Below are 19,174 nucleotides of genomic sequence, written 5' to 3'. Positions count from 1 at the left end.
CGTACCCCCGAAGTTCTTTCTCATGGATTGATATAATAAGGGGGGTATCTTTAGATATAATAATAATGCAACCTGAATTATATGGAAGACTATAGAATCATCTACTTATATCAGCGATTTACCGCTAAACTGGCAACAAGGACCGAAGTGGAAGAGTTAGATGCTTATCTTGAAAATCCAGAATCTCATCAGCATTTGATGAGATTACTTGAAAATGAATTTATGCTGCGCGAAAATCCCTCTAATGAGATAAATCCGGCTAGCAAAGAAAGAATTTTTAATGAGGTTATCGCTCAGCCACAGGAACACAAGATGAAATTATTTAAGCTATGGTCCCGGATTGCCATTGCTGCTTCAGTAACCGTTTTAATTTTTGGAGCAGGCTTGTTTTATTTTGAAAATAATACCAGCACACGTCGGGATGAACCCGCTTATACCAGCGATGTCAAGCCAGGTATACAAGGTGCAACATTAACTTTAGCAAATGGAAAAAAAGTAAAACTGACCAGCGCGGCCAATGGAAAAATAACCGAAGAGTCGGGCGTGCTGATTAGAAAAGATGCCGATGGCCAACTGATTTATGAGGTCAAGGAAACTACAGGTATGGGTATTAGCTTCAATACGCTATCTACCTCAAAGGGACAAACATACCGTGTGCAACTACCTGATGGTTCTATGGTTTGGCTTAATGCGGCTTCCAGCTTAACTTATCCCACCAGCTTTGCATCATTGAAAGAACGGCGGGTAAGTTTATCCGGTGAAGCTTATCTGGAAGTTGCAAAAGATAAATTGCATCCCTTTATTTTGGAAAGCAAGGGGCAGGAGATAAAAGTTTTAGGTACGCATTTCAATGTAAACAGCTATGCAGATGAACCTGCCACAACCACTACACTGCTGGAAGGTTCAGTTCAGTTAAGTTCCGGGCGTAAAACAGTCCTGCTACATCCGGGTGAACAGTCGCTAAACGCAATATCAGGCATCAATGTATCAAAAGCCTCCGATATAGAAAGTGTTACAGATTGGAAGGATGGAGATTTCAATCTTGGTGATGTAGAACTCCGCACCGTTATGCGCAAAATTGCACGATGGTATGATGTAGAGGTGGTTTACAGCCAGGGCGTTTCTAATGATATCCGCTCTGTTGGGATGATTTCCAGAGATAAACAGCTTTCTTCTGTTCTTGGCATTATTGAAGCATCAGGACAAGTTAAGTTCCGGATTGAGGGCAAAAAAGTTTATGTCAGTAAATGAGACCAATAAATAAATCAAAGACAATCAATTAATGTACCCGACATGACAAAGTTACAACGACAGGAAAATTAACCTATAAAAAGCAAACCAGAACTGAAGCAGCTCTGGTCTGTGTTTGAACAATTAAAATATTATCAACTGCTTACCGCAGGATGCCGACATTTTCTCAGGACGCTGGCAAACTGCTTGAACCAAACTAAACGTAAATGTATAAAATTTATACCAACAAACCGGGTATAACGCATTGGTTATACCATAAAATCTGGCTAGTTATGCGATTAACCACCGTCATACTTATTGCTGCTCTAATGCAGGTCAGTGCAGCAACATTTGGCCAGCGGATTACGCTACACCGTGAAAATGTAACGCTGCAAAATGTCTTAAAAGAGATTAGAAAGCAGAGTGGCTACGATTTCTACTATGACAGTAAAACCATTCAGGGTGATGCACAAATCTCCGTTCACGTTAAAAATGCAACCATTAGCGAGGTGATGCAGGCTGCTATAAAAGGCCTTACATTGGATTTCGTTATCAGAGACAAAACGATTATCATTAAAAAAAAGGAAGAAGCCTCTATTATTAAACCCATAATCAGGCAATTGCAAATTGACGTCCACGGGAAGGTGGTGGGGAATGATAACAATCCAATTTCCGGCGTGAATATAAAAGTAAAGGGAAGCGGTAAATCAACTGTAACAGATAATAAAGGAGAATTTTACCTGAGCGGGCTCGACGAAAATTCGATCTTGGTAATTTCTTTCATAGGCTATGCAGTTACAGAGATAAATGCCAAAAATGAATTAGGTATCATTCGGTTACGACAAAGTAGTGCAAAATTAGATGAGGTTCAGGTTATAGGTTATGGAACGACCACCAGCCGGCTTTCAACTGGATCCGTTGCCACTATCAAATCAGAAGAAATCGAAAAACAGCCTGTAAGCAATCCTCTACTCGCTTTGCAAGGCCGGGTGCCGGGCTTAGTCATTTCACAGTCTTCCGGATACGCAGGCAGCGGAGTTAAAGTTAGGATTCAGGGACAAAATAGTATCAGTAATGGAAATGACCCTTTTTATGTTATTGATGGAATACCTTACATTTCCCAAAGCTTACAAACCGATGAATTTCTTGTTGGCGGTTCAGGTGGTGTAAGGGCCACTGATGGTTCCGGTAATCCTTTAAATTTTATCAATCCAAATGACATCGAAAGTATAAGCGTCCTTAAGGATGCGGATGCTACATCAATTTATGGATCCAGAGCTGCTAACGGTGCAATTCTGATTACGACCAAGCGAGGGAAAGCAGGTAAGACGAATATTGATTTTAATCTCCAGAATGGTTTCGGTGAATTATCAAAAAGGCTAGATGTGCTAAATACAGATCAATATTTAAACCTGCGGTCTGAAGCCTTTAAAAACAGTGCAATATCTCCTTCATTGGACAGGGGTGATTATGATGTATTGCTTTGGGACCCTAAACGTTTTACAGATTGGCAAAAGGTGTTGGTTGGAAATACATCAATCTATACTGATTTGCAAGGTTCAGTTTCCGGCGGAAACGATCAAACCCAATTTAGAATTGGAGGCAATTTTCATCGGGAAACCAGTGTTCTGCAAGGTGATTTTGCCGATTTGAAGACTTCCTTTCATACATCGATAAACCACCAGTCTGTAGACAGGCGGTTCAAAATTGCTTTTTCAGGCAGCTACCTTAGCGATAAAAACAAAATGTTTATCGGTAGTAACGACATGATCAAAACCGCCCTCGAACTCCCACCAAATGCTCCCGGTCTCTATGATGTTAATGGTAAATTGAACTGGGAACCTACGGCAAGCGGTGTTTCAACCTGGCAAAACCCTTTGAGTTACCTTTATTCACCTTACACGATTCAAACTGCTAACCTTTTAGCCAATGGTACGGTCTCCTACAGGATTATTGATGATCTGGAATTGAAAAGCAGTTTCGGTTTTAACAAACTGGAATCAAACGAGGTTAGGCTAAGATACCTTGAATCTGAGCGACCAGAAAACCGGACAAACATCATGAGATTTAATAAGTCTTCATCCGGATCCGTTAATTCGTGGATAATAGAGCCTCAGTTAAACTATTCAAAACAAATCAATTCAATAAAAATTAGTGCTTTATTAGGTACTACCTTCAACAAGCAAATCTCTAGCAGGATTACAAACGCTGGTTATGGATTTGCAACCGATCAATTAATGTACAACATATCGGCGGCGCCATATACATATATTGTTAATCCTTATAATGCCGTACAGGCATACAATGCTGTTTTTGGAAGCCTAAATTTTAATTTGAAAGATAGATATATAGTAAATCTTTCGGCAAGAAGAGACGGAAGCTCCCGTTTTGGCCCAGATAACCGGTGGAATAATTTTGCTGCTATAGGCGCTGCATGGATATTTTCAGATTATGAAGTGGTTAAAGAAAATTTACCCTTTTTGAGTTTCGGAAAATTGAGGGGAAGTTTTGGAACAACAGGTAACGACCAAATCGGAGATTACAGGTACATGTCTTTGTACGAGAACCAGACGCCTGAACGGCCTTACCAAAATTCATTGGGTTTACAGGCGAGTAATCTGCCAAACACACTACTTCAGTGGGAAGAAAGCAGGAAGTTTTCGGCAGAGCTAAATTTAGGCTTTTTCAAAGACCGTTTCTTAATGAGTGTAAATTACTACAGAAATCTTTCTTCCAACCAGTTGCTGGATTATCAACTTCCAATTGTAACTGGCTTTGAGAGTGTGTTAAGAAATCTTCCAGCTACTGTTATGAACCGAGGCATTGATTTTTCTATTGATACAAAAAACATTATAAAAGATGGATTAACCTGGTCTACTGGTCTGAATTTTTCAGTGGCAAGAAACAAACTCCTGGCTTATCCAGGTCTGGCAACTTCATCAGATTATAACTTACTGGTTATTGGACAACCCGTTGGTGGTTCTGCTGTATACCGTTACATGGGTATTAATCTACAGACCGGATTATACGAATTTTTGAAGAATAATGGTGAACGAACTTCCTCACCATCCGCCTTTGATTCTCAAAGAATAATAATGAATCCTGCACCAACATTTTATGGGGGCATCAATAATTCGTTTGACTTTAAAAATTTTTCAATTTCGTTTTTTGTGCAATTTACCAAGCAGCGTGGTCCGGAATATCTTGGAACGCTGTCTCCGGGAAGCGGTCCGGTGAATTCCGATATCAACATTCTTAATAGGTGGCGCCAACCAGGTGATGTGGCTTTGAGGCAGAGAGTAGGTGCCGACTTTACAAATGATTTATACCAGGCGAGTGATTCATTTTATTCATCCGATGGCATTTGGCAAGATGCTTCTTTCATCAGGCTTAAAAATGTATCCATCAACTATGTTATTCCAAAAAAAATCATCAATAAACTAAATTCTGCCAGGGTTTATTTGCAAGGTCAAAACTTATTAACGATTACGAAATATCATGGGTTGAACCCAGACCAGCCCTCTGTAGATGCAATTTTGCCGCCTTTAAGGGTAATCACAATGGGCATTCAAATCACGCTTTAAACTTTTCATATGAACACTTCACGAACACTTATATTCTTACTTTGGGCAGTCTTTTCGACATTCAGTTCCTGCAAAAAATTTGTTGAAGTTGCACCCCCTACTACGAATCTCACACAAGGTAATGTGTATACAAATGACCTGACCGCGTCAGCTGCTTTAACCGGTATTTATGTCAGATTGAGCCAGGATAACCTAGCGGTTTTTCAACCAAAATTATCCAATATATCTCTTCATTGTGGTCTCGCGGCAGATGAACTGACTTTATTCGATATGGGAAACACTGATCTGCTTTCCTATTACAGGAATGACCTGACACCTCGTGTTTCTCAGAATAACAATCATTGGTATAACATCTATACACTCATTTATCAGGTTAATTCAGCACTTGAAGGCTTAACCAAATCAACAGCGCTTTCAGCAAAGGTTAAAGATCAACTGATTGGCGAAAGTTACTTTTTGCGGGCTTTCTTCTATTTTTATCTAATAAACCTTTATGGCGACGTTCCCTTGTCACTTCAAACAGACTACCAAACAAACTTATTGTTGGGACGTACTCCAGTCTCAGAAGTGTATAAAGCAATTATTGAAGACCTTAAAAATGCTGAAAAACTGTTGAGCAGTAATTACCTAACCGCTGATGTTTTACGCCCTTATCCAGCTGGATCAGAAGAGAGGGTTAGGCCAAATAAATTTGCCGCTGCTGCACTATTGGCGAGGGCATATTTGTATGCTGGTGATTACACCAATGCGCAAATGGAGTCAAGCAAGGTTATAGAAAATAGCCAATATGAATTGGTTAATCTTAACAATGTGTTTTTAAAGAACAGCCGGGAAACCATTTGGCAACTACAAACGGTTGGTATTGGCGTTAATTCCAATACCGGAGAAGGTCAGATGTATGTCCTACCAGACAGTGGCCCGAGCGTCAATGATCCGTATTACCCGGTTTACTTAAATGAAGCATTGGTTCAGGATTTTGATAACGGTGATCTAAGGAAAACAAATTGGATTGGGAAGGTTGAAGATAATTCATCTGGCAAAGTTTATTATTTTCCTAATAAATACAAGATCGGCCGTACCAATAATGTACCCATTGAATATTTTATGGTGCTTCGTTTAGCAGAGCAATACCTGATCAGGGCAGAAGCAAAAATAATGCAAAATAATTTGTCTGGCGGTATAATGGATTTAAACTTCATCCGTGCCCGGGCAACTGACTCCACTCAACCAATAGATGAGCAGTTACCTCAGCTTTCGTCTTCATTAAGCCAGCCTGAAGCTCTCAATTCGGTTGTGCATGAACGTCGCATTGAGTTGTTCTCAGAATGGGGGCACCGCTGGATGGATCTGAAAAGGATGAAACTTGCCGACCAGGTCATGCCTGAAGCTACTGCTAAAAAAGGAGGTGTTTGGAAGACCACAGGTTCCCTGTTCCCAATACCTGAAAAGGAGATTAACAAAAGCCCGAATTTACCGGGTCACCAGAATCCGGGGTACTAGAGGTTTATATATACTTATTTTATGAAAGCTTATTTATCATTTTTATTGCTATCCATCCTAATTTCGTTTGGCGGATTTGCGCAATCAAATGAAAATATTAAGAAGAACGCTCAAGTTGATTCGGGATTTGCAAGTGATTCTTTATCTGAAAAGCCTTTGCAGTTTAATCGTGTCGCAATGAAGAAGCGTGTTGGATTGTTCACTGTATATACCAATCAAAATAAGACATACTTCGGCATACCCGATAGCATTCTGGGAAGGGATATCCTGGTACATAGCCGCCTGAAAAAGGGTTCTGCCGAGAAAAGACGCGCCCAATCCATACGCGGCTTCGCAGGCGATCAGATTAATGAAACGGTGGTTCGTCTCGAAAAAGGACCAAACCAGCACATATTTATTCGAGAAATGTTCTACAACGAACGTTCAATAAATGAGCAGCAGGACATGTTTGAAAATGTGATGAACTCCAACTTGCCGCCTATAGTCATGTCCTTCCCTATTGCTCAATGTTACAATGATTCAAACCCGGCGGGCAAAAGCTCAATAATAGACATTACCGACGAAATTAATAACGACAATAACCTGTTTTTCTTTGGTAGTACGCAAAGAAAGGATTTTAAGATCGGTACATACCATGCCGAGCGGTCTTATCTTTTAGGCATAGAGACCTTTCCAATGAATACCGTGATTAAGACAGTTAAGACTTACAGTCAACTTGCTGATGCAACAGCTGATGACCAGCCAACTTTAACTTTTGAATTAAATACCTCTTTTTTTCTATTACCTGAGAAACCCATGCCTATGCGTTTCAGTAATGAACGCATAGGTTACTTTAGCCGCTCATTTACAGATTTCGATAGCAATCCTCAAGGAATTAAAGACCGTTCTATAATTTTAAGATGGAGGCTAGAGCCTAAAAAAGAAGACATTGAAGAATTTAGGAAAGGAAAGTTAGTTGAACCGCAAAAGCCAATAATCATTTATATTGACCCGTCAACCCCCTCAAGGTGGGTACCGTATTTTATTCAGGCAATTGATGACTGGCAACCTGCTTTCGAAAAAGCAGGATTTAAAAATGCTATATACGGAAAGAAATCACCATCGAAGGAGGAGGATCCCAACTGGGATATTAATGACGGGCGATATTCAGTTTTACAATACAAACCCTCTTCAGAACGTAACGCCGGCGGTAATGTGATAACAGACCCGAGAAGTGGAGAAATTATCAGTGCGCATATCGATTGGTCTCATAATGTGATGAGTGCGTTACATAACATGTACATGATTCAGACTTCAGCCATAGACCCGCGTGCGAGGAAGATGAATTTCGATGATGATTTAATGGGTAGGTTAGTCAGGTATATGTGCGCACATGAAGTGGGCCATATCCTGGGTTTAACCCACAATTTTTTAGCCAGTACAGCGATTTCTACAGCGCAGTTACGGAATAAAACATGGCTAAACCAAAATAGCCTTTCTACTTCGGTAATGGATTATTCACGTTTCAATTATGTGGCTCAACCAGAGGATAGTGTTAACGTAAGCAGTCTTATTCCCAGGGTATCGGACTATGATATGTGGGCAATCGAGTGGGGTTATAAAATCATTCAAAACCCTAGTTCTCCGGAGCAGCAGGGAGCTATCTTAAATCAATTAATCGATAAGAAGATTGCCGATAAGCGTTTTCTTTATGGAACTGAATCAAATCAGGATGATCCGAGAATGCAAGGCGGGGATATTGGAGACGATGCAATGGCTTCGAGCACCTTTGGAATCGAAAACTTAAAGCGAATACTTCCAAACTTAGTCGGATGGACTAAATCAGAAACGGAAAGTGCCAATGATTTGGAATCCATCTACAAAGAATTAGTGAATCAATTTATTTTATATACCGGCCATGTTTCGAAGAACATTGGGGGCTGTTATGATTTTACCAAAGGGCAAAAAGGACCTGACGCAGTCTATAAGATTGTACCTGCCTCCGTACAGCAGCGCGCAATGAATTTCCTAAATGACCAGGTATTTGCAACACCGGAATGGATTTTAGACAATCGGATATTTAAGCTGACAGGGATTGCGCCAACAACTGTAATCGAAATTATTCAGCGCAGGGCATTGAATGATCTGTTAAACGAATCCAAGCTCAAGAAACTATTGCGATCAGCTTCGGTTGGCGGTGAATCTTTTCAAATCAGTAATATGTTCAGCAAATTACATGAAGGCATATGGAACGAGTTATCTTCAAAAGGAAGTATCTCGGTTTACCGTAGAAATTTGCAGAAAATATATGTGCAGAATATGATTGAAATTTTGCAGCGCAGTTTGGCGTCATCGGAGTCATTTGAACGAATCGAGGACTGGAAAAACTTAGAAGAGGCAATAGACCCTAAAACGACAGATATTTGTTCCGTTGTAAAGGCAGATCTTTTATCCATTTCAAAAGAGATCAGGATTTCCCTGCCGGCAGTAAAAGATAGCATGACGATAATCCACCTAAAGGATGTTCTGTCTAGAATTGAGCGGCAATTAATTGATAAATCCATTAGCGATCATCGGGAATAGTGGTCGAACAGAAAATCTTTCAAAAATCTAGCGATGCGCCATAATAATCGCCCCAATTGTAAATTGTTTTAAAACTTAATAACAGAATTATGAAATCTAATAACTATTTTAAATATGCTTTTTTATTCATTTCACTCTTGTGTTTTGTAGCATATTCTTTTGAACAAAGAAATGTTCGCAATACTGAACTCTACGGAGAAATAACCGGCTTGACTGATAGCGTAATTGTGATTCAATATGATACCAATAAGGGATCCCAAAGTGACTCAATCCTCGTGAATAATGGCAAATTCCATTGGGCGGGAAATATCCCCGAGCCAGAAAGGGTTAGATTCAACTCAGCTTCCTTAAGATTTTTCTTTTTTATTGAAAAAGGAAAAATGATGCTGAAAATGAATGTCAATGATGAAAAGTCTCTCACGATACAGGGATGCAACACTCAAAACGAACTAGAGCTTTTTGAGAAATCGCTTGACCCGTTAAATAAAGAGATTGATGTACTAAACACCGTTTTAGAATCATTACCCGAAGATAGTTCTAACGTGGAGTTAAGTCATAAGATAGATAATTTACTTGCCAAAAAGCAACAATTTAGAGATGAATACATTGCTAAACATCCAAACAGCTTTGTCGGTGCTGACTTTCTGATGCAGAAAGCATTGGATGGAAATGTTGCTGAGGTAAAAAACCTTTTTGTGAAATTATCTCCTGAAATGCGTCAGCGTAATATTGGAAACAAAATTAATGAGCGTATAAAAGAACTGGAAAGAAGTTCAATTGGTAGTGCCGCTATTCAATTCAGTTTAAACAACATTGAAGGAAAACCTGTTTCTTTTAGCCAGTTTAAGGGAAAATATGTTCTAATTAATTTCTGGGCCAGTTGGTGCGCGCCTTGCCGTGGAGAAAACCCCAACGTTCTAAAAGCTTATAATGCCTATAAGAATAAGAATTTTGATATTATAGGCATCTCACTCGATAGTAATAAAGAGAACTGGGAATCTGCGGTAAAAAAAGATGGCCTGCCATGGACTCAACTGTCTGACTTAAAGGGATTCAAAAATGCTGTTTCAAGTTACTATGGAATCAAATATATTCCCAGTAATCTTTTGATCTCCCCATCGGGAATAATTATTGCAAAAAATCTTCGAGATGATTTACTTCAAAAAAAATTAGCTGAAATTTTCCCATAACAATCTTCAGATTTTAGCCCTTTTCAAATATAATAAAATGCCAGACCGTGAAAATTTCAACACGCGTCTTACAATTCAATCAGTAGGATCAATTTGATTCATAACTTCAATAAAAAAAGCGGTAAACCGTCAATCCAACTGTTTACCGCTTACCTAAATTAATGCTCATATTATCCCAGTGGGATTACAGAGACCACCCAACAGGTCAACGTTTTGAAGTAAAAGCCTCTTGAAAAGAGTTTTTTTTTGTTTAAACGAGGTTTTTAGCTTAGAAAACCATTTTTTTTAACACTCCCCCTCTTCTTCTTAAGAATTTTAATGCAAGTTAGTTCAATCTAAATCAAGTAAATTGGTAACCTATTCGTTTTTCAGAAATTAGGTTACCGAATTGACACTGGTGGCTTGTATCAGTTTGATTTCAGTTTAAAAACATGTCGTTTCATTTTTAAACAAAATCTCATGAAAGTAAATTAAGATCTATCAATCCTATTTTTACTGAACCGTCAAAAGGATTCAAAAGATGGATTAGTTCCGATTTGGGTTAGAATTACCGTTAATGGAAAGCGTGATGGCTTTTCAAATCGGAGTTCTAAAGCCTACGAAATTGGATGGGCAAGCATGCCAAGACTCTCCAATATTCAGCTTTTTGCAGTTCGCAATTATTATTGATTATAAGACGTTCAACATAGTGTAATAAAAATGCCCAAGCTCTCACCGCCGGCTTTCGATAAGTCGAAAGCTCACAGTTGATATTAACCAACTAAAGAATCTTAATTTAAACGTCTAAGAGCGCCATCGTTTTTACTTTTTTAATCAGATGTCGAAATTTTTAATTAGCCTAAAAAGTTTAAGTAAAAAGTTGAGGAATTTTCAAGCCCTACAGGTCTAGATCCTTTAGTTTATTTGTTTCTACATCTTTTCCAGACCCGGAAAACTTTGCTCTCATCTGGTTAACTACTTTGCTTTATATTTTCAGCGAGTTTAGCATAAAGCGCTTTAGATTCGCCCAACGTTAAAGAAGAAATCTTCCAGCGCAACAGGTAAACAGAGAGATAGGAATTGGGATGGGTCTTTATGAACTCTATATCAATTTTTTCAACGCAAATGGAGCACGGTATCGTAAAAAAGCTATCAGCATTTTCTCCAGGAACGACAGTAAATATTCAGTTTCATAACGTAAAGATCACAGTATATTATGCCATGTTGTGAAAATGTTTTATCGGTCTTAAATTTCCAGGATCTGATTGGTAGCCCGTTCTAATATTTCAAATGCCGCCTCTGCCATTTTGTTGCCTTTTCTGTCCAGTAACGGATTTACCTCTACAACTTCCAGGCAGATAACCTTATTTGATGCCAGGATCCGATCCATTATCTCAAGAATCTCAGATATATCAAAACCTTTAGGCACGGGTGTACCTGTTCCATCCGATATTCTATCGCTGTCCATACTGTCAACATCAAACGAGATATAGATAATCTTGCAATGGCTCAATCTGTTTAATGCTTCCTGAACACATTGCTCAATGCCAAGATACCTTACCTCTTCAACTGAAAAATTTCTTATAGATTTTTGTTTTATCAGTGCCAGTTCTGCCTGCTCCATATCCCTTACACCAAAATAGACCAGGTTATCGGGAGCAATTTTTTTCTCCTTCATCCCAATTTCCTTCATTCGGTTCCATAATTCAATGGTTTCATCTTCGAGGTTGTTGACCTGATTTTCTTTATTATCTATTCCAAGTGCAGCTGCCAATGGCATCCCATGGATATTACCGGATGGGGAGGTAAATGGGGAATGAATATCTGCATGTGCATCAATCCAGACTACGCCTAAATCTTCTTCAGGCTTTGCCATCCGGATGCCACTGATGGTGCCTAATGCAGAGGAGTGATCGCCTGACAGCACAATTGGAAACTCGTTATCCATCAATGTTACTGAAACGGCCTGGGCTACTCTTTCACATTGTTCTAGCACTTGTGCAATCCTTTTCGCAAAAGCGTTTCTGTCTTTATTGTAAATCGACTCGTTATGGGTTTTGACGTCTAAAAATGCATATTGGCTAAAATATTCGCTGCCTTTATTTATTGCTGCAATCTCAATCGCATCAATCCCCAAATCTGAACCACGTGTTCCTGCACCAATATCTGATCTGTTTTTAATCAATTTTATAACTTTTCCCATCTTTATGATTTAAAGTTTTCTAATGCTTCAGCAATAATTTTAAGGCTAATTTGCACTTCCTCTTTTGAAATAATTAACGGTGGCGCCAATCGTATTTTGTTACCTTGAGTAGGTTTGGCCAGCAATCCGCCCTCCATTAGTTTTACACAAATTTCCCATCCCATCGTCGAATGTTCATCGCAATCTATTTCAATTGCATTTAAAAGTCCTTTGCCCCGAACCTGTTTAATCATGCTGTTGCGTTTCGCTATGTCCTGCAAACCATCCCGAAAGATAACGCCCATTGAAGCCGCATTAGCGGGCATGTTTTCATCTATGATGACCTGCAAGGCAACTTCGGCTACCGCTGCTGCTAAGGGGTTACCGCCAAAGGTTGAGCCATGTTCACCAGCTTTGATGGTCAACATAATTTCATCATCAGCAAGCACGGCAGACACCGGTAAAACTCCCCCCGAAAGTGCTTTGCCAAGGATGATCATATCAGGTCTGTTTTCCAAAGTCTGAACATCGTAAGATGCCATTAAGCGACCAGTCCTGCCCATACCGGTCTGGATTTCATCCGCAATATACAACACGCCGTGCTTTTTGCATATCCTGGAGACATTAGCAAGATAGCTATCATCTGGAATGATGACACCAGCTTCACCCTGTATAGGTTCAACCAGGAAACCGGCAATGTAAGGGTCTGACTGTAGCATCCTTTCCAGGGCATCAATATTATTGTAAGGAACCTGCACTATACCCTCTAAAAATGGACCAAAACCATCCTTCGCACTTCGGTCACTGGATCCTGAAATTATAGATATCGTTCTGCCATGAAAGTTATTGGAGGCAAATGCAATCTTTGCGTTCCCGGCTGGGATTTTCTTTTTTTGATAGGCCCACTTTCTGCACAGTTTAATCGCAGTTTCTACTGCTTCTGCGCCTGAGTTCATTAATAACACTTTATCAAACCCAAAAGTTGTCGATAATTGCTCTTCCAGATGGCCAAGTTTATTATTATAAAAAGCCCTGGAGGTCAGGGTTAACCTGCGGGCCTGGTCGATTAATGCGTCGATAATTTTTGGGTGACAATGCCCCTGGTTGACCGCAGAGTAGGCGGATAAAAAATCTAAATAACTGTTCCCTTCAACATCCCATACCTTTATTCCACTTCCTTTCTCTAAAACAACAGGTAGGGGGTGATAGTTATGCGCCCCGAATAATAATTCTTTATCGATATATGCTTTGCTGATTTCCGACATCATATATTTGGTTAGTTTATTGGTCAAAAATATTATAATTAATTATTTCAGTCAATAATAGCTTATTATTGTTTATTTTTGGTGTATTATAAATTATAATTGACTTCATTTATTCTTAAATACAGTGGTTTTAGATAAATTTGACACCGAGCTACTGAAACGCCTGGAGAAAGATGGCCGTATCGCATTCTCGACGGTAGCGTTGTCACTTGGGGTTTCCAATACGATGGTTCATCAACGATTTTCGAGATTGTTACAACGGGGTGTTTTGAGTGGGGTTAAGCCTGTATTAAATGAGAAGAAAATGGGCTTTGACTGGGGGAGTTTTACTGGCCTTACGCTGGATAAAGATTACGATTCAGCTAGGGTAATTGAAGCTTTGCGCGAGGTAGAGGAAGTAACTGAATGTTATTTTATTACCGGAAGATATACACTTTTCATAAAGATTGTGGCCCGGAATCATGAGCACATGCGCGAGGTTCTTTATAATAAAATTGATTCAATTCCCGGAATTATAAAAACAGATTCTATTATTGAGCTCGGATGTGCCTTCAAGCGAAATGTTAATATTACCTGATTATGCTGTTAGCGGTTGGCGTGTGGTGAAGAGCATGGTCTTGGGCATCCGGTATCTAATTAACCTTATCCCTTTAACCTTTTTACCCTCTACCTCTTTTACGCTTTAGGCCAATCGTTTAAATGCTCCGCGTTTCCGAGTTTCAGCTTTCTGGCTGAGATCTGGAATTTCAGCGTCATCGGGTGATCGCCCACAATGTTGATTCCTTCAGAATACTTGACAATGTAGCCATCTTCAAAATCCACTTCCTTCATTTTGGCATCTTCCTCTGTTTTCTTAATCAGAAGGGTTCCGGTAATGGGTTTGTACTGGTTGTTTACCATCGCTTCGATAATGGAGGTGTCTTCAGTTGACTCGATCTCAATATCAATGGTACCGCCGTAAACTCCGGAAGAGGGTCTTCCTTTAGCATCTACATCGCGGTTTAACGCATAGGCGCAATGAAGTACATCGTACTCCTTGCCCGAAAAATTCAATCTAGCTTTGAAAGCCATAAGTTTTAAATTTAAGGTTAAATAATAGGTTTAATTGTAGCATCAGCCACGCCTTATATCAACCAAAAATTAAGCCAATTGTATTGTATATCACTCATTTTTAATAGATAAGCCGTACGATCCATTGATAAAAATGCGCCTACACCCTCAAAAACGCATGTTTAAACCGCATAGCAATTGTACTCGAAATAAAATTATTTTTGTATTCCTATCATGACATCTCCAGATGTGTAGCATTTATGGACAATATGTAGCTTTCTTCTACAGAAAGACTTCATCGCTTATACATTATACCCAATAACGTGCACCGAGTATAACTTTTTATTTTAATCTGGTTTTATTCATTTTATGCCCTGGGTTGCAATCAGCTTATCGATGTTTTGTTTAGAATAATAAAATTTACCACCCACCATGGCATAGGCCAGCTTGCCACTTTGCCGCCAGCGATAGAGTGTTTTATCGGTGACCTTCAGCAGGCGGCACAGATCGTTATTGTCCAGCCATGCTGTTTCCAGGTTCAGCCTGCCATGCAAGTGCTCCAGCAGCAGCAAGATCTGGTCCTGCATGCACCTGATTTCACGAATCGTTTCCAGGATGTCTTTATCCTCCATACGCCTTTAGGTTCTATAATCAGCAGGAACCGATATAGTGCGGCAAAGACTATTCAATCCCTGCTCGTGCGAAAGGTTCGTATTGCTGTGGTGATACGAAAAGGGATGTTCTTATTAAATAGGGCGTGCTGACCGGATGGGCCAGCTTTTAGAAATGATGCGGGATACGCTCATTTTCCACAAGATAAGCATTATAGACGAGTTTTCTCCGATACTGCTTCGACTATCCTTCGGAAAAACGGCCTTTAAAGCACCATGAGTTGAACAAAGCTCGAACAACAGCCGAACAAAGCAGTATTTAACGGGACAAATCAAGACAATTCCAGACAAATCAGGACATGGCCCGCCCCATCTGAATATTTTTGAAATTTCCCTTGTACATTCACATCATAATCAAGCCGGCCGGCTGTAAATAACAGATTTTTAAACCTTTAAAAAAGAAAAAAAATGGGAATCATTAAAAAAGGAATCCTGGGCGGATTCAGTGGAAAAGTAGGTCAGGTTGTGGGCAGCAGCTGGCGTGGATTAGACGTTATGCGCAGTTTACCAAAGAAAAGCAACAGCGAACCAAGTAACGAGCAGCTGGAACAGCGGCAAAAGTTTGGCCTGGTTGTAAACTTTCTTTCCCCGCTAAAGGGTATGCTGGAAAAGACGTACGGACGTGTTTCAGGGAGTAAATCAAAATTCAACCTGGCCCTATCCTATCACATCCAGGAAGCCATTACCGGCGTAATGCCTAACCTGGAAATAGATTTCAGTAAAGTGGTGCTATCCAGGGGTGAATTATTAGGGCCAAAGGCAGCTACTGTCGCCGTGAATACGGTTGCGGAAATCAATTTCAACTGGCAGGCCAACTCTGGTACAGGTTTGAGCAGCGATGATGATCAGGTGATCATGGTGCTTTACAACCCATCGAAAAAGCTGCACGTAGTAGAACAAGGCAGTACCAAAAGGGTTGATTTATCGCTTACCCTGCAGGTGCCAACCCTTTTCTCGGGCGATGTGGTGCATGGCTGGATGGCCTTTTTATCCGCAAGCGGTAAGGATTCATCCACCAGCGTTTACCTGGGTAAGGTAACCGTGCTTTAAACAACAGATTAATAACAGGCAGGCACATCTGGTGCCTGCCATAATTTAAAAAATGATGAAAACAATCCCCTCAATTCCTGTAAACCATACAGGTACAAGCATAACGAATTTTTTATCGTTAGTACTTATTCCCGGCCTTGCTGCATGGCTGTATCATTATCTGAAAGCGCTTTTTAACCAGGAAGCCATAAGCATTGACGCGAACATCTGGCCTTTGCTGCTGCTCTCCTTTACCTGCTGGCTCTTTGTGGTCAGTGCCGCTTACTTGATGCTGGCCATACTGATCAGGAAGCTAACCGCACGAAAAATAACCTTCTATTTCCAAACCTTTAATCAATTAACAGTATGGCAACGATACGTGTTTTATGTGGCCTTATATGCTTTGCTGGTTTATTCGGCCATTGGCAGTTTGACCGCCATTTGCTAACCCGCCATACAGCAGCGGATAAGCTTATTGCCATTGCCCAATCTCAGATGGCTGTGCGGGAAACAAGCCCTCGGGGGCAGCAGGCCATCAGGCAATACCTCCAGGATGTGCAGCTGAAAAGTGAAGCCCCCTGGTGTGCTGCTTTTGTAAGCTGGGTGTACCATCAGGCAGGTTATGGCGCGCCGCGAACGGCCTGGTCTCCTGCCCTGTTTCCCAGATCAAGACAAATTCAGCAGCCTGAAAAAGGTGCAGTATTTGGTATCTATTTTAAAAACCTGGGCAGGATTGCCCATTGTGGTCTGGTAGAAAAGGTACAGCACGATTGGATCATTTCCATTGAAGGCAATACCAACAGGTCGGGTAGCCGCGAAGGTGATGGCGTATACCGGAAATGGCGGCACCGAAGGGCGATAAGTGCTTTTGCCCGGTGGTTGCCTGAACACGAAAAGTGACGGGCAAAAAAATAGGCCGTCACATGATAACTGATGAGACGGCCTATTTCCAGATAACTAAATTTCCACTACGGATGTCCGTTTCCGCCTGCTGCACCATAAATTTGTCCGGTGGCATAACTGGCATCGCTGTCTGCAAGTTGCACATAGATAGCGGCCAGCTCTGCCGGTTGACCCGGTCGGCCCAATGGCGTCACCTCACCGAAATTGACGATGGCATCCTGCGGCTGCCCGCCACTGGTTTGTAAGGGCGTCCACACGGGGCCGGGTGCGACACCATTCACACGAATACCTTTTGGCCCCAGTTGTTTGGCCAGTGACTTAACAAAGGCTACATTCGCGGCCTTGGTTTGGGCATAATCGAATAAATTTTCTGAAGGATCATAGGCTTGTACCGAACTGGTGGCAATAATCACTGCACCTTCTGCCAGCAGCGGCAATGCCGCTTTAGTGATCCAGAACGGGGCGTACACGTTTGTTTTCATGGTGGTATCAAAATGTTCGGTACTGATATCCAGGAGTGACTCAACAGCTTGCTGGTGCCCGGCATTGTTCACCAAAATATCTATTCCGCCTAATTTTTCCGCGGCTTCGGCCACCAGTGATTGACAGAAGGCTTCACTGGTGATATCGCCAGGAATCCCAAAACCCTTTCTGCCAGCTTTTGCTATCCATGTCAGCACTTCATCTGCATCAGATTGTTCCTGGGGTAAATAATTAATTACTACATCTGCTCCTTCTCTGGCATAGGCAATGGCTGCTGCCCGGCCTATGCCCGAATCACCACCGGTGATCAGCGCCTTGCGGCCGGCGAGCCTTCCTGAACCTTTATAACTTTCTTCACCATGATCCGGAACAGGATTCATTTTAGAAGCCAGACCGGGAACTTCCTGCGGCTGTTTTTCAAAGGGTGGTTGAGGGTATCTATTTAAGGGGTTTACCAATGGTTTTTGATCTTGCTTAAGCATATTTTGTTAAATTTTTGTGACCGTTTAAACATCCGGATCGATACCTGGCCAGGCCTATCCATCCGGAAAGTATGCTGCACTCCGGCGGCTTACTTATTATTTCAACAGTAAAAATTTAACATTTGTTCAGGATAAAATGGATTTTTTGCATGCGGCGCGATTCTTTTCGGTTACATAGCCAGAAAATAGCTGCCCAATGGCGATAATGCTAAACCTTATGGTCCAGAATGTTGTTTATCTGATATGGATAAGATTAGAAAAGACGATGGTCGTGATGATGCTAAAGTAGATCTTAACGATCCGAATGATATTTCATATGCGGCACAGCAAGCCGGCATCAGCGCTGAAAAGTATAAGGAATATGCTAAGGCAGCGGGTACGAGCGGCAGGCAAGCCATTGCCAAATATATTGAAGAACACGAAAAACAAGCTTAACGCAACAGGAAAGGTGCATGTTTTTTGCCGGCTCTTTATACCAGATCTGATCAGAAAGCAAAAATTGCATCCAATTTAAATATCCCTCCTCATATTTTATCATGCAGCTATTTATAAAATTCGCAAACTATTATGGAAGAGATCAGTTTCTCCTATAACTATAAATTATAAAAAATGGAAAATAATCAAGAAATCATCAGTGACCTTAAAGGCCTGGTATCGATTATAAATGATGGAAAAGAAGGATACGAATCTGCTGCTGAAACAACGGAAAGTGCAGATTTAAAGGCCATCTTTCTTCAGTTTGCTGCCGAACGTAAGGCTTATGAACTGGAACTTAAGGCGCACCTGGCCGCACACGGCGGATCTTCAGATAATGATGAGGGTGGTATTTTAGGTGCGATCCACAGAACCTGGATCGACATTAAGGAAGCCTTGAGCAGCAAAGAAGATGTGGCTGTTTTAGGCGCAGTTGAAACCGGTGAAAAAGCAGCCATTGAAAAATATGATGCTTTGATCGGGCATCCGGAAACACATGCCGATCATATCGGTTTATTAACCAGGCAACGAGACGGCATCCAGAAAGCATTATCCGAAATCTCCTTTTTAAAAACATCAAGAGCGTAAAT

16 protein-coding genes are annotated in these 19,174 nt (G+C 40.8%); 11 read left to right on the top strand and 5 right to left on the bottom strand.

What is annotated here, in order from left to right:
- Window positions 1–81: 81 nt before the first annotated feature.
- The 5 genes from OQX64_RS05425 to OQX64_RS05405 all read left to right on the top strand — a co-directional run bounded on the left by OQX64_RS05425 (window position 82) and on the right by OQX64_RS05405 (window position 10,066).
- Window positions 82–1,251: a FecR family protein gene (locus tag OQX64_RS05425; RefSeq protein WP_265817953.1), complete on the top strand. Its 1,170-nt coding sequence runs from the start codon at window positions 82–84 to the stop codon at window positions 1,249–1,251.
- Between the two features lie 272 nt (window positions 1,252–1,523).
- Window positions 1,524–4,814, top strand: a complete 3,291-nt coding sequence (locus tag OQX64_RS05420; RefSeq protein WP_265817952.1) for a SusC/RagA family TonB-linked outer membrane protein — start codon at window positions 1,524–1,526, stop codon at window positions 4,812–4,814.
- A gap of 9 nt (window positions 4,815–4,823) precedes the next feature.
- Window positions 4,824–6,314: a RagB/SusD family nutrient uptake outer membrane protein gene (locus OQX64_RS05415; RefSeq protein WP_265817951.1), complete on the top strand. Its 1,491-nt coding sequence runs from the start codon at window positions 4,824–4,826 to the stop codon at window positions 6,312–6,314.
- A gap of 177 nt (window positions 6,315–6,491) precedes the next feature.
- Entirely contained in the window at window positions 6,492–8,876 is a 2,385-nt protein-coding gene (locus OQX64_RS05410) for a zinc-dependent metalloprotease (RefSeq protein WP_265817950.1), read from the top strand.
- Between the two features lie 89 nt (window positions 8,877–8,965).
- Entirely contained in the window at window positions 8,966–10,066 is a 1,101-nt protein-coding gene (locus OQX64_RS05405) for a redoxin domain-containing protein (RefSeq protein WP_265817949.1), read from the top strand.
- A 1,225-nt stretch (window positions 10,067–11,291) separates the two neighbouring features.
- Here the strand turns inward: OQX64_RS05405 and rocF are convergent.
- Both rocF and rocD read right to left on the bottom strand, forming a co-directional pair.
- Complete coding sequence (gene rocF, locus OQX64_RS05400; RefSeq protein WP_265817948.1) at window positions 11,292–12,248, bottom strand: arginase; 957 nt, start codon at window positions 12,246–12,248, stop codon at window positions 11,292–11,294.
- A gap of 2 nt (window positions 12,249–12,250) precedes the next feature.
- Window positions 12,251–13,519 (bottom strand): ornithine--oxo-acid transaminase, encoded by a 1,269-nt coding sequence (gene rocD, locus OQX64_RS05395; RefSeq protein WP_322974925.1) that lies wholly within the window; start codon window positions 13,517–13,519, stop codon window positions 12,251–12,253.
- Window positions 13,520–13,616: 97 nt separating this feature from the next.
- On the opposite strand from rocD, the gene OQX64_RS05390 reads away from it, so the two are divergent.
- Window positions 13,617–14,069, top strand: coding sequence for an Lrp/AsnC family transcriptional regulator (locus OQX64_RS05390; protein WP_088302980.1), 453 nt, complete (start codon window positions 13,617–13,619; stop codon window positions 14,067–14,069).
- A 98-nt stretch (window positions 14,070–14,167) separates the two neighbouring features.
- Here OQX64_RS05390 and tssD read toward each other — a convergent pair whose 3' ends face one another.
- Complete coding sequence (tssD, locus tag OQX64_RS05385; RefSeq protein WP_029281978.1) at window positions 14,168–14,563, bottom strand: type VI secretion system tube protein TssD; 396 nt, start codon at window positions 14,561–14,563, stop codon at window positions 14,168–14,170.
- 341 nt (window positions 14,564–14,904) lie between these two features.
- The gene (locus tag OQX64_RS05380; RefSeq protein WP_265817947.1) at window positions 14,905–15,174 is read right to left on the bottom strand and encodes a helix-turn-helix domain-containing protein; all 270 of its coding nucleotides are present in this window, start codon (window positions 15,172–15,174) and stop codon (window positions 14,905–14,907) included.
- Window positions 15,175–15,621: 447 nt separating this feature from the next.
- Here OQX64_RS05380 and OQX64_RS05375 point away from each other — a divergent pair, with 447 nt between their 5' ends.
- The 3 genes from OQX64_RS05375 to OQX64_RS05365 are packed head-to-tail and all read left to right on the top strand — an operon-like array spanning window position 15,622 to window position 17,142.
- Window positions 15,622–16,263 (top strand): DUF6266 family protein, encoded by a 642-nt coding sequence (locus tag OQX64_RS05375; RefSeq protein WP_265817946.1) that lies wholly within the window; start codon window positions 15,622–15,624, stop codon window positions 16,261–16,263.
- A 52-nt stretch (window positions 16,264–16,315) separates the two neighbouring features.
- Entirely contained in the window at window positions 16,316–16,690 is a 375-nt protein-coding gene (locus tag OQX64_RS05370) for a hypothetical protein (protein ID WP_265817945.1), read from the top strand.
- Window positions 16,609–17,142 (top strand): CHAP domain-containing protein, encoded by a 534-nt coding sequence (locus OQX64_RS05365; RefSeq protein ID WP_265817944.1) that lies wholly within the window; start codon window positions 16,609–16,611, stop codon window positions 17,140–17,142. Before OQX64_RS05370 ends, OQX64_RS05365 begins: the two co-directional genes overlap by 82 nt.
- Window positions 17,143–17,210: 68 nt before the next feature.
- On the opposite strand, the gene OQX64_RS05360 is transcribed toward OQX64_RS05365, so the two are convergent.
- Window positions 17,211–18,110, bottom strand: a complete 900-nt coding sequence (locus OQX64_RS05360) for an SDR family oxidoreductase (protein ID WP_265817943.1) — start codon at window positions 18,108–18,110, stop codon at window positions 17,211–17,213.
- A 243-nt stretch (window positions 18,111–18,353) separates the two neighbouring features.
- Here OQX64_RS05360 and OQX64_RS05355 point away from each other — a divergent pair, with 243 nt between their 5' ends.
- A complete protein-coding gene (locus OQX64_RS05355) occupies window positions 18,354–18,545 on the top strand; it encodes a hypothetical protein (RefSeq protein WP_088301758.1) in 192 nt (63 codons plus the stop codon).
- A gap of 174 nt (window positions 18,546–18,719) precedes the next feature.
- A complete protein-coding gene (locus tag OQX64_RS05350; protein ID WP_265817942.1) occupies window positions 18,720–19,172 on the top strand; it encodes a ferritin-like domain-containing protein in 453 nt (150 codons plus the stop codon).
- Window positions 19,173–19,174: the final 2 nt, after the last annotated feature.

This window comes from Pedobacter sp. GR22-10 (genome assembly GCF_026239715.1).
Classification (GTDB): Bacteria; Bacteroidota; Bacteroidia; order Sphingobacteriales; family Sphingobacteriaceae; genus Pedobacter.
The sequence above is the reverse complement of the archived record's forward strand: the minus strand, read 5'-3'. Positions and strand labels throughout refer to the sequence as shown.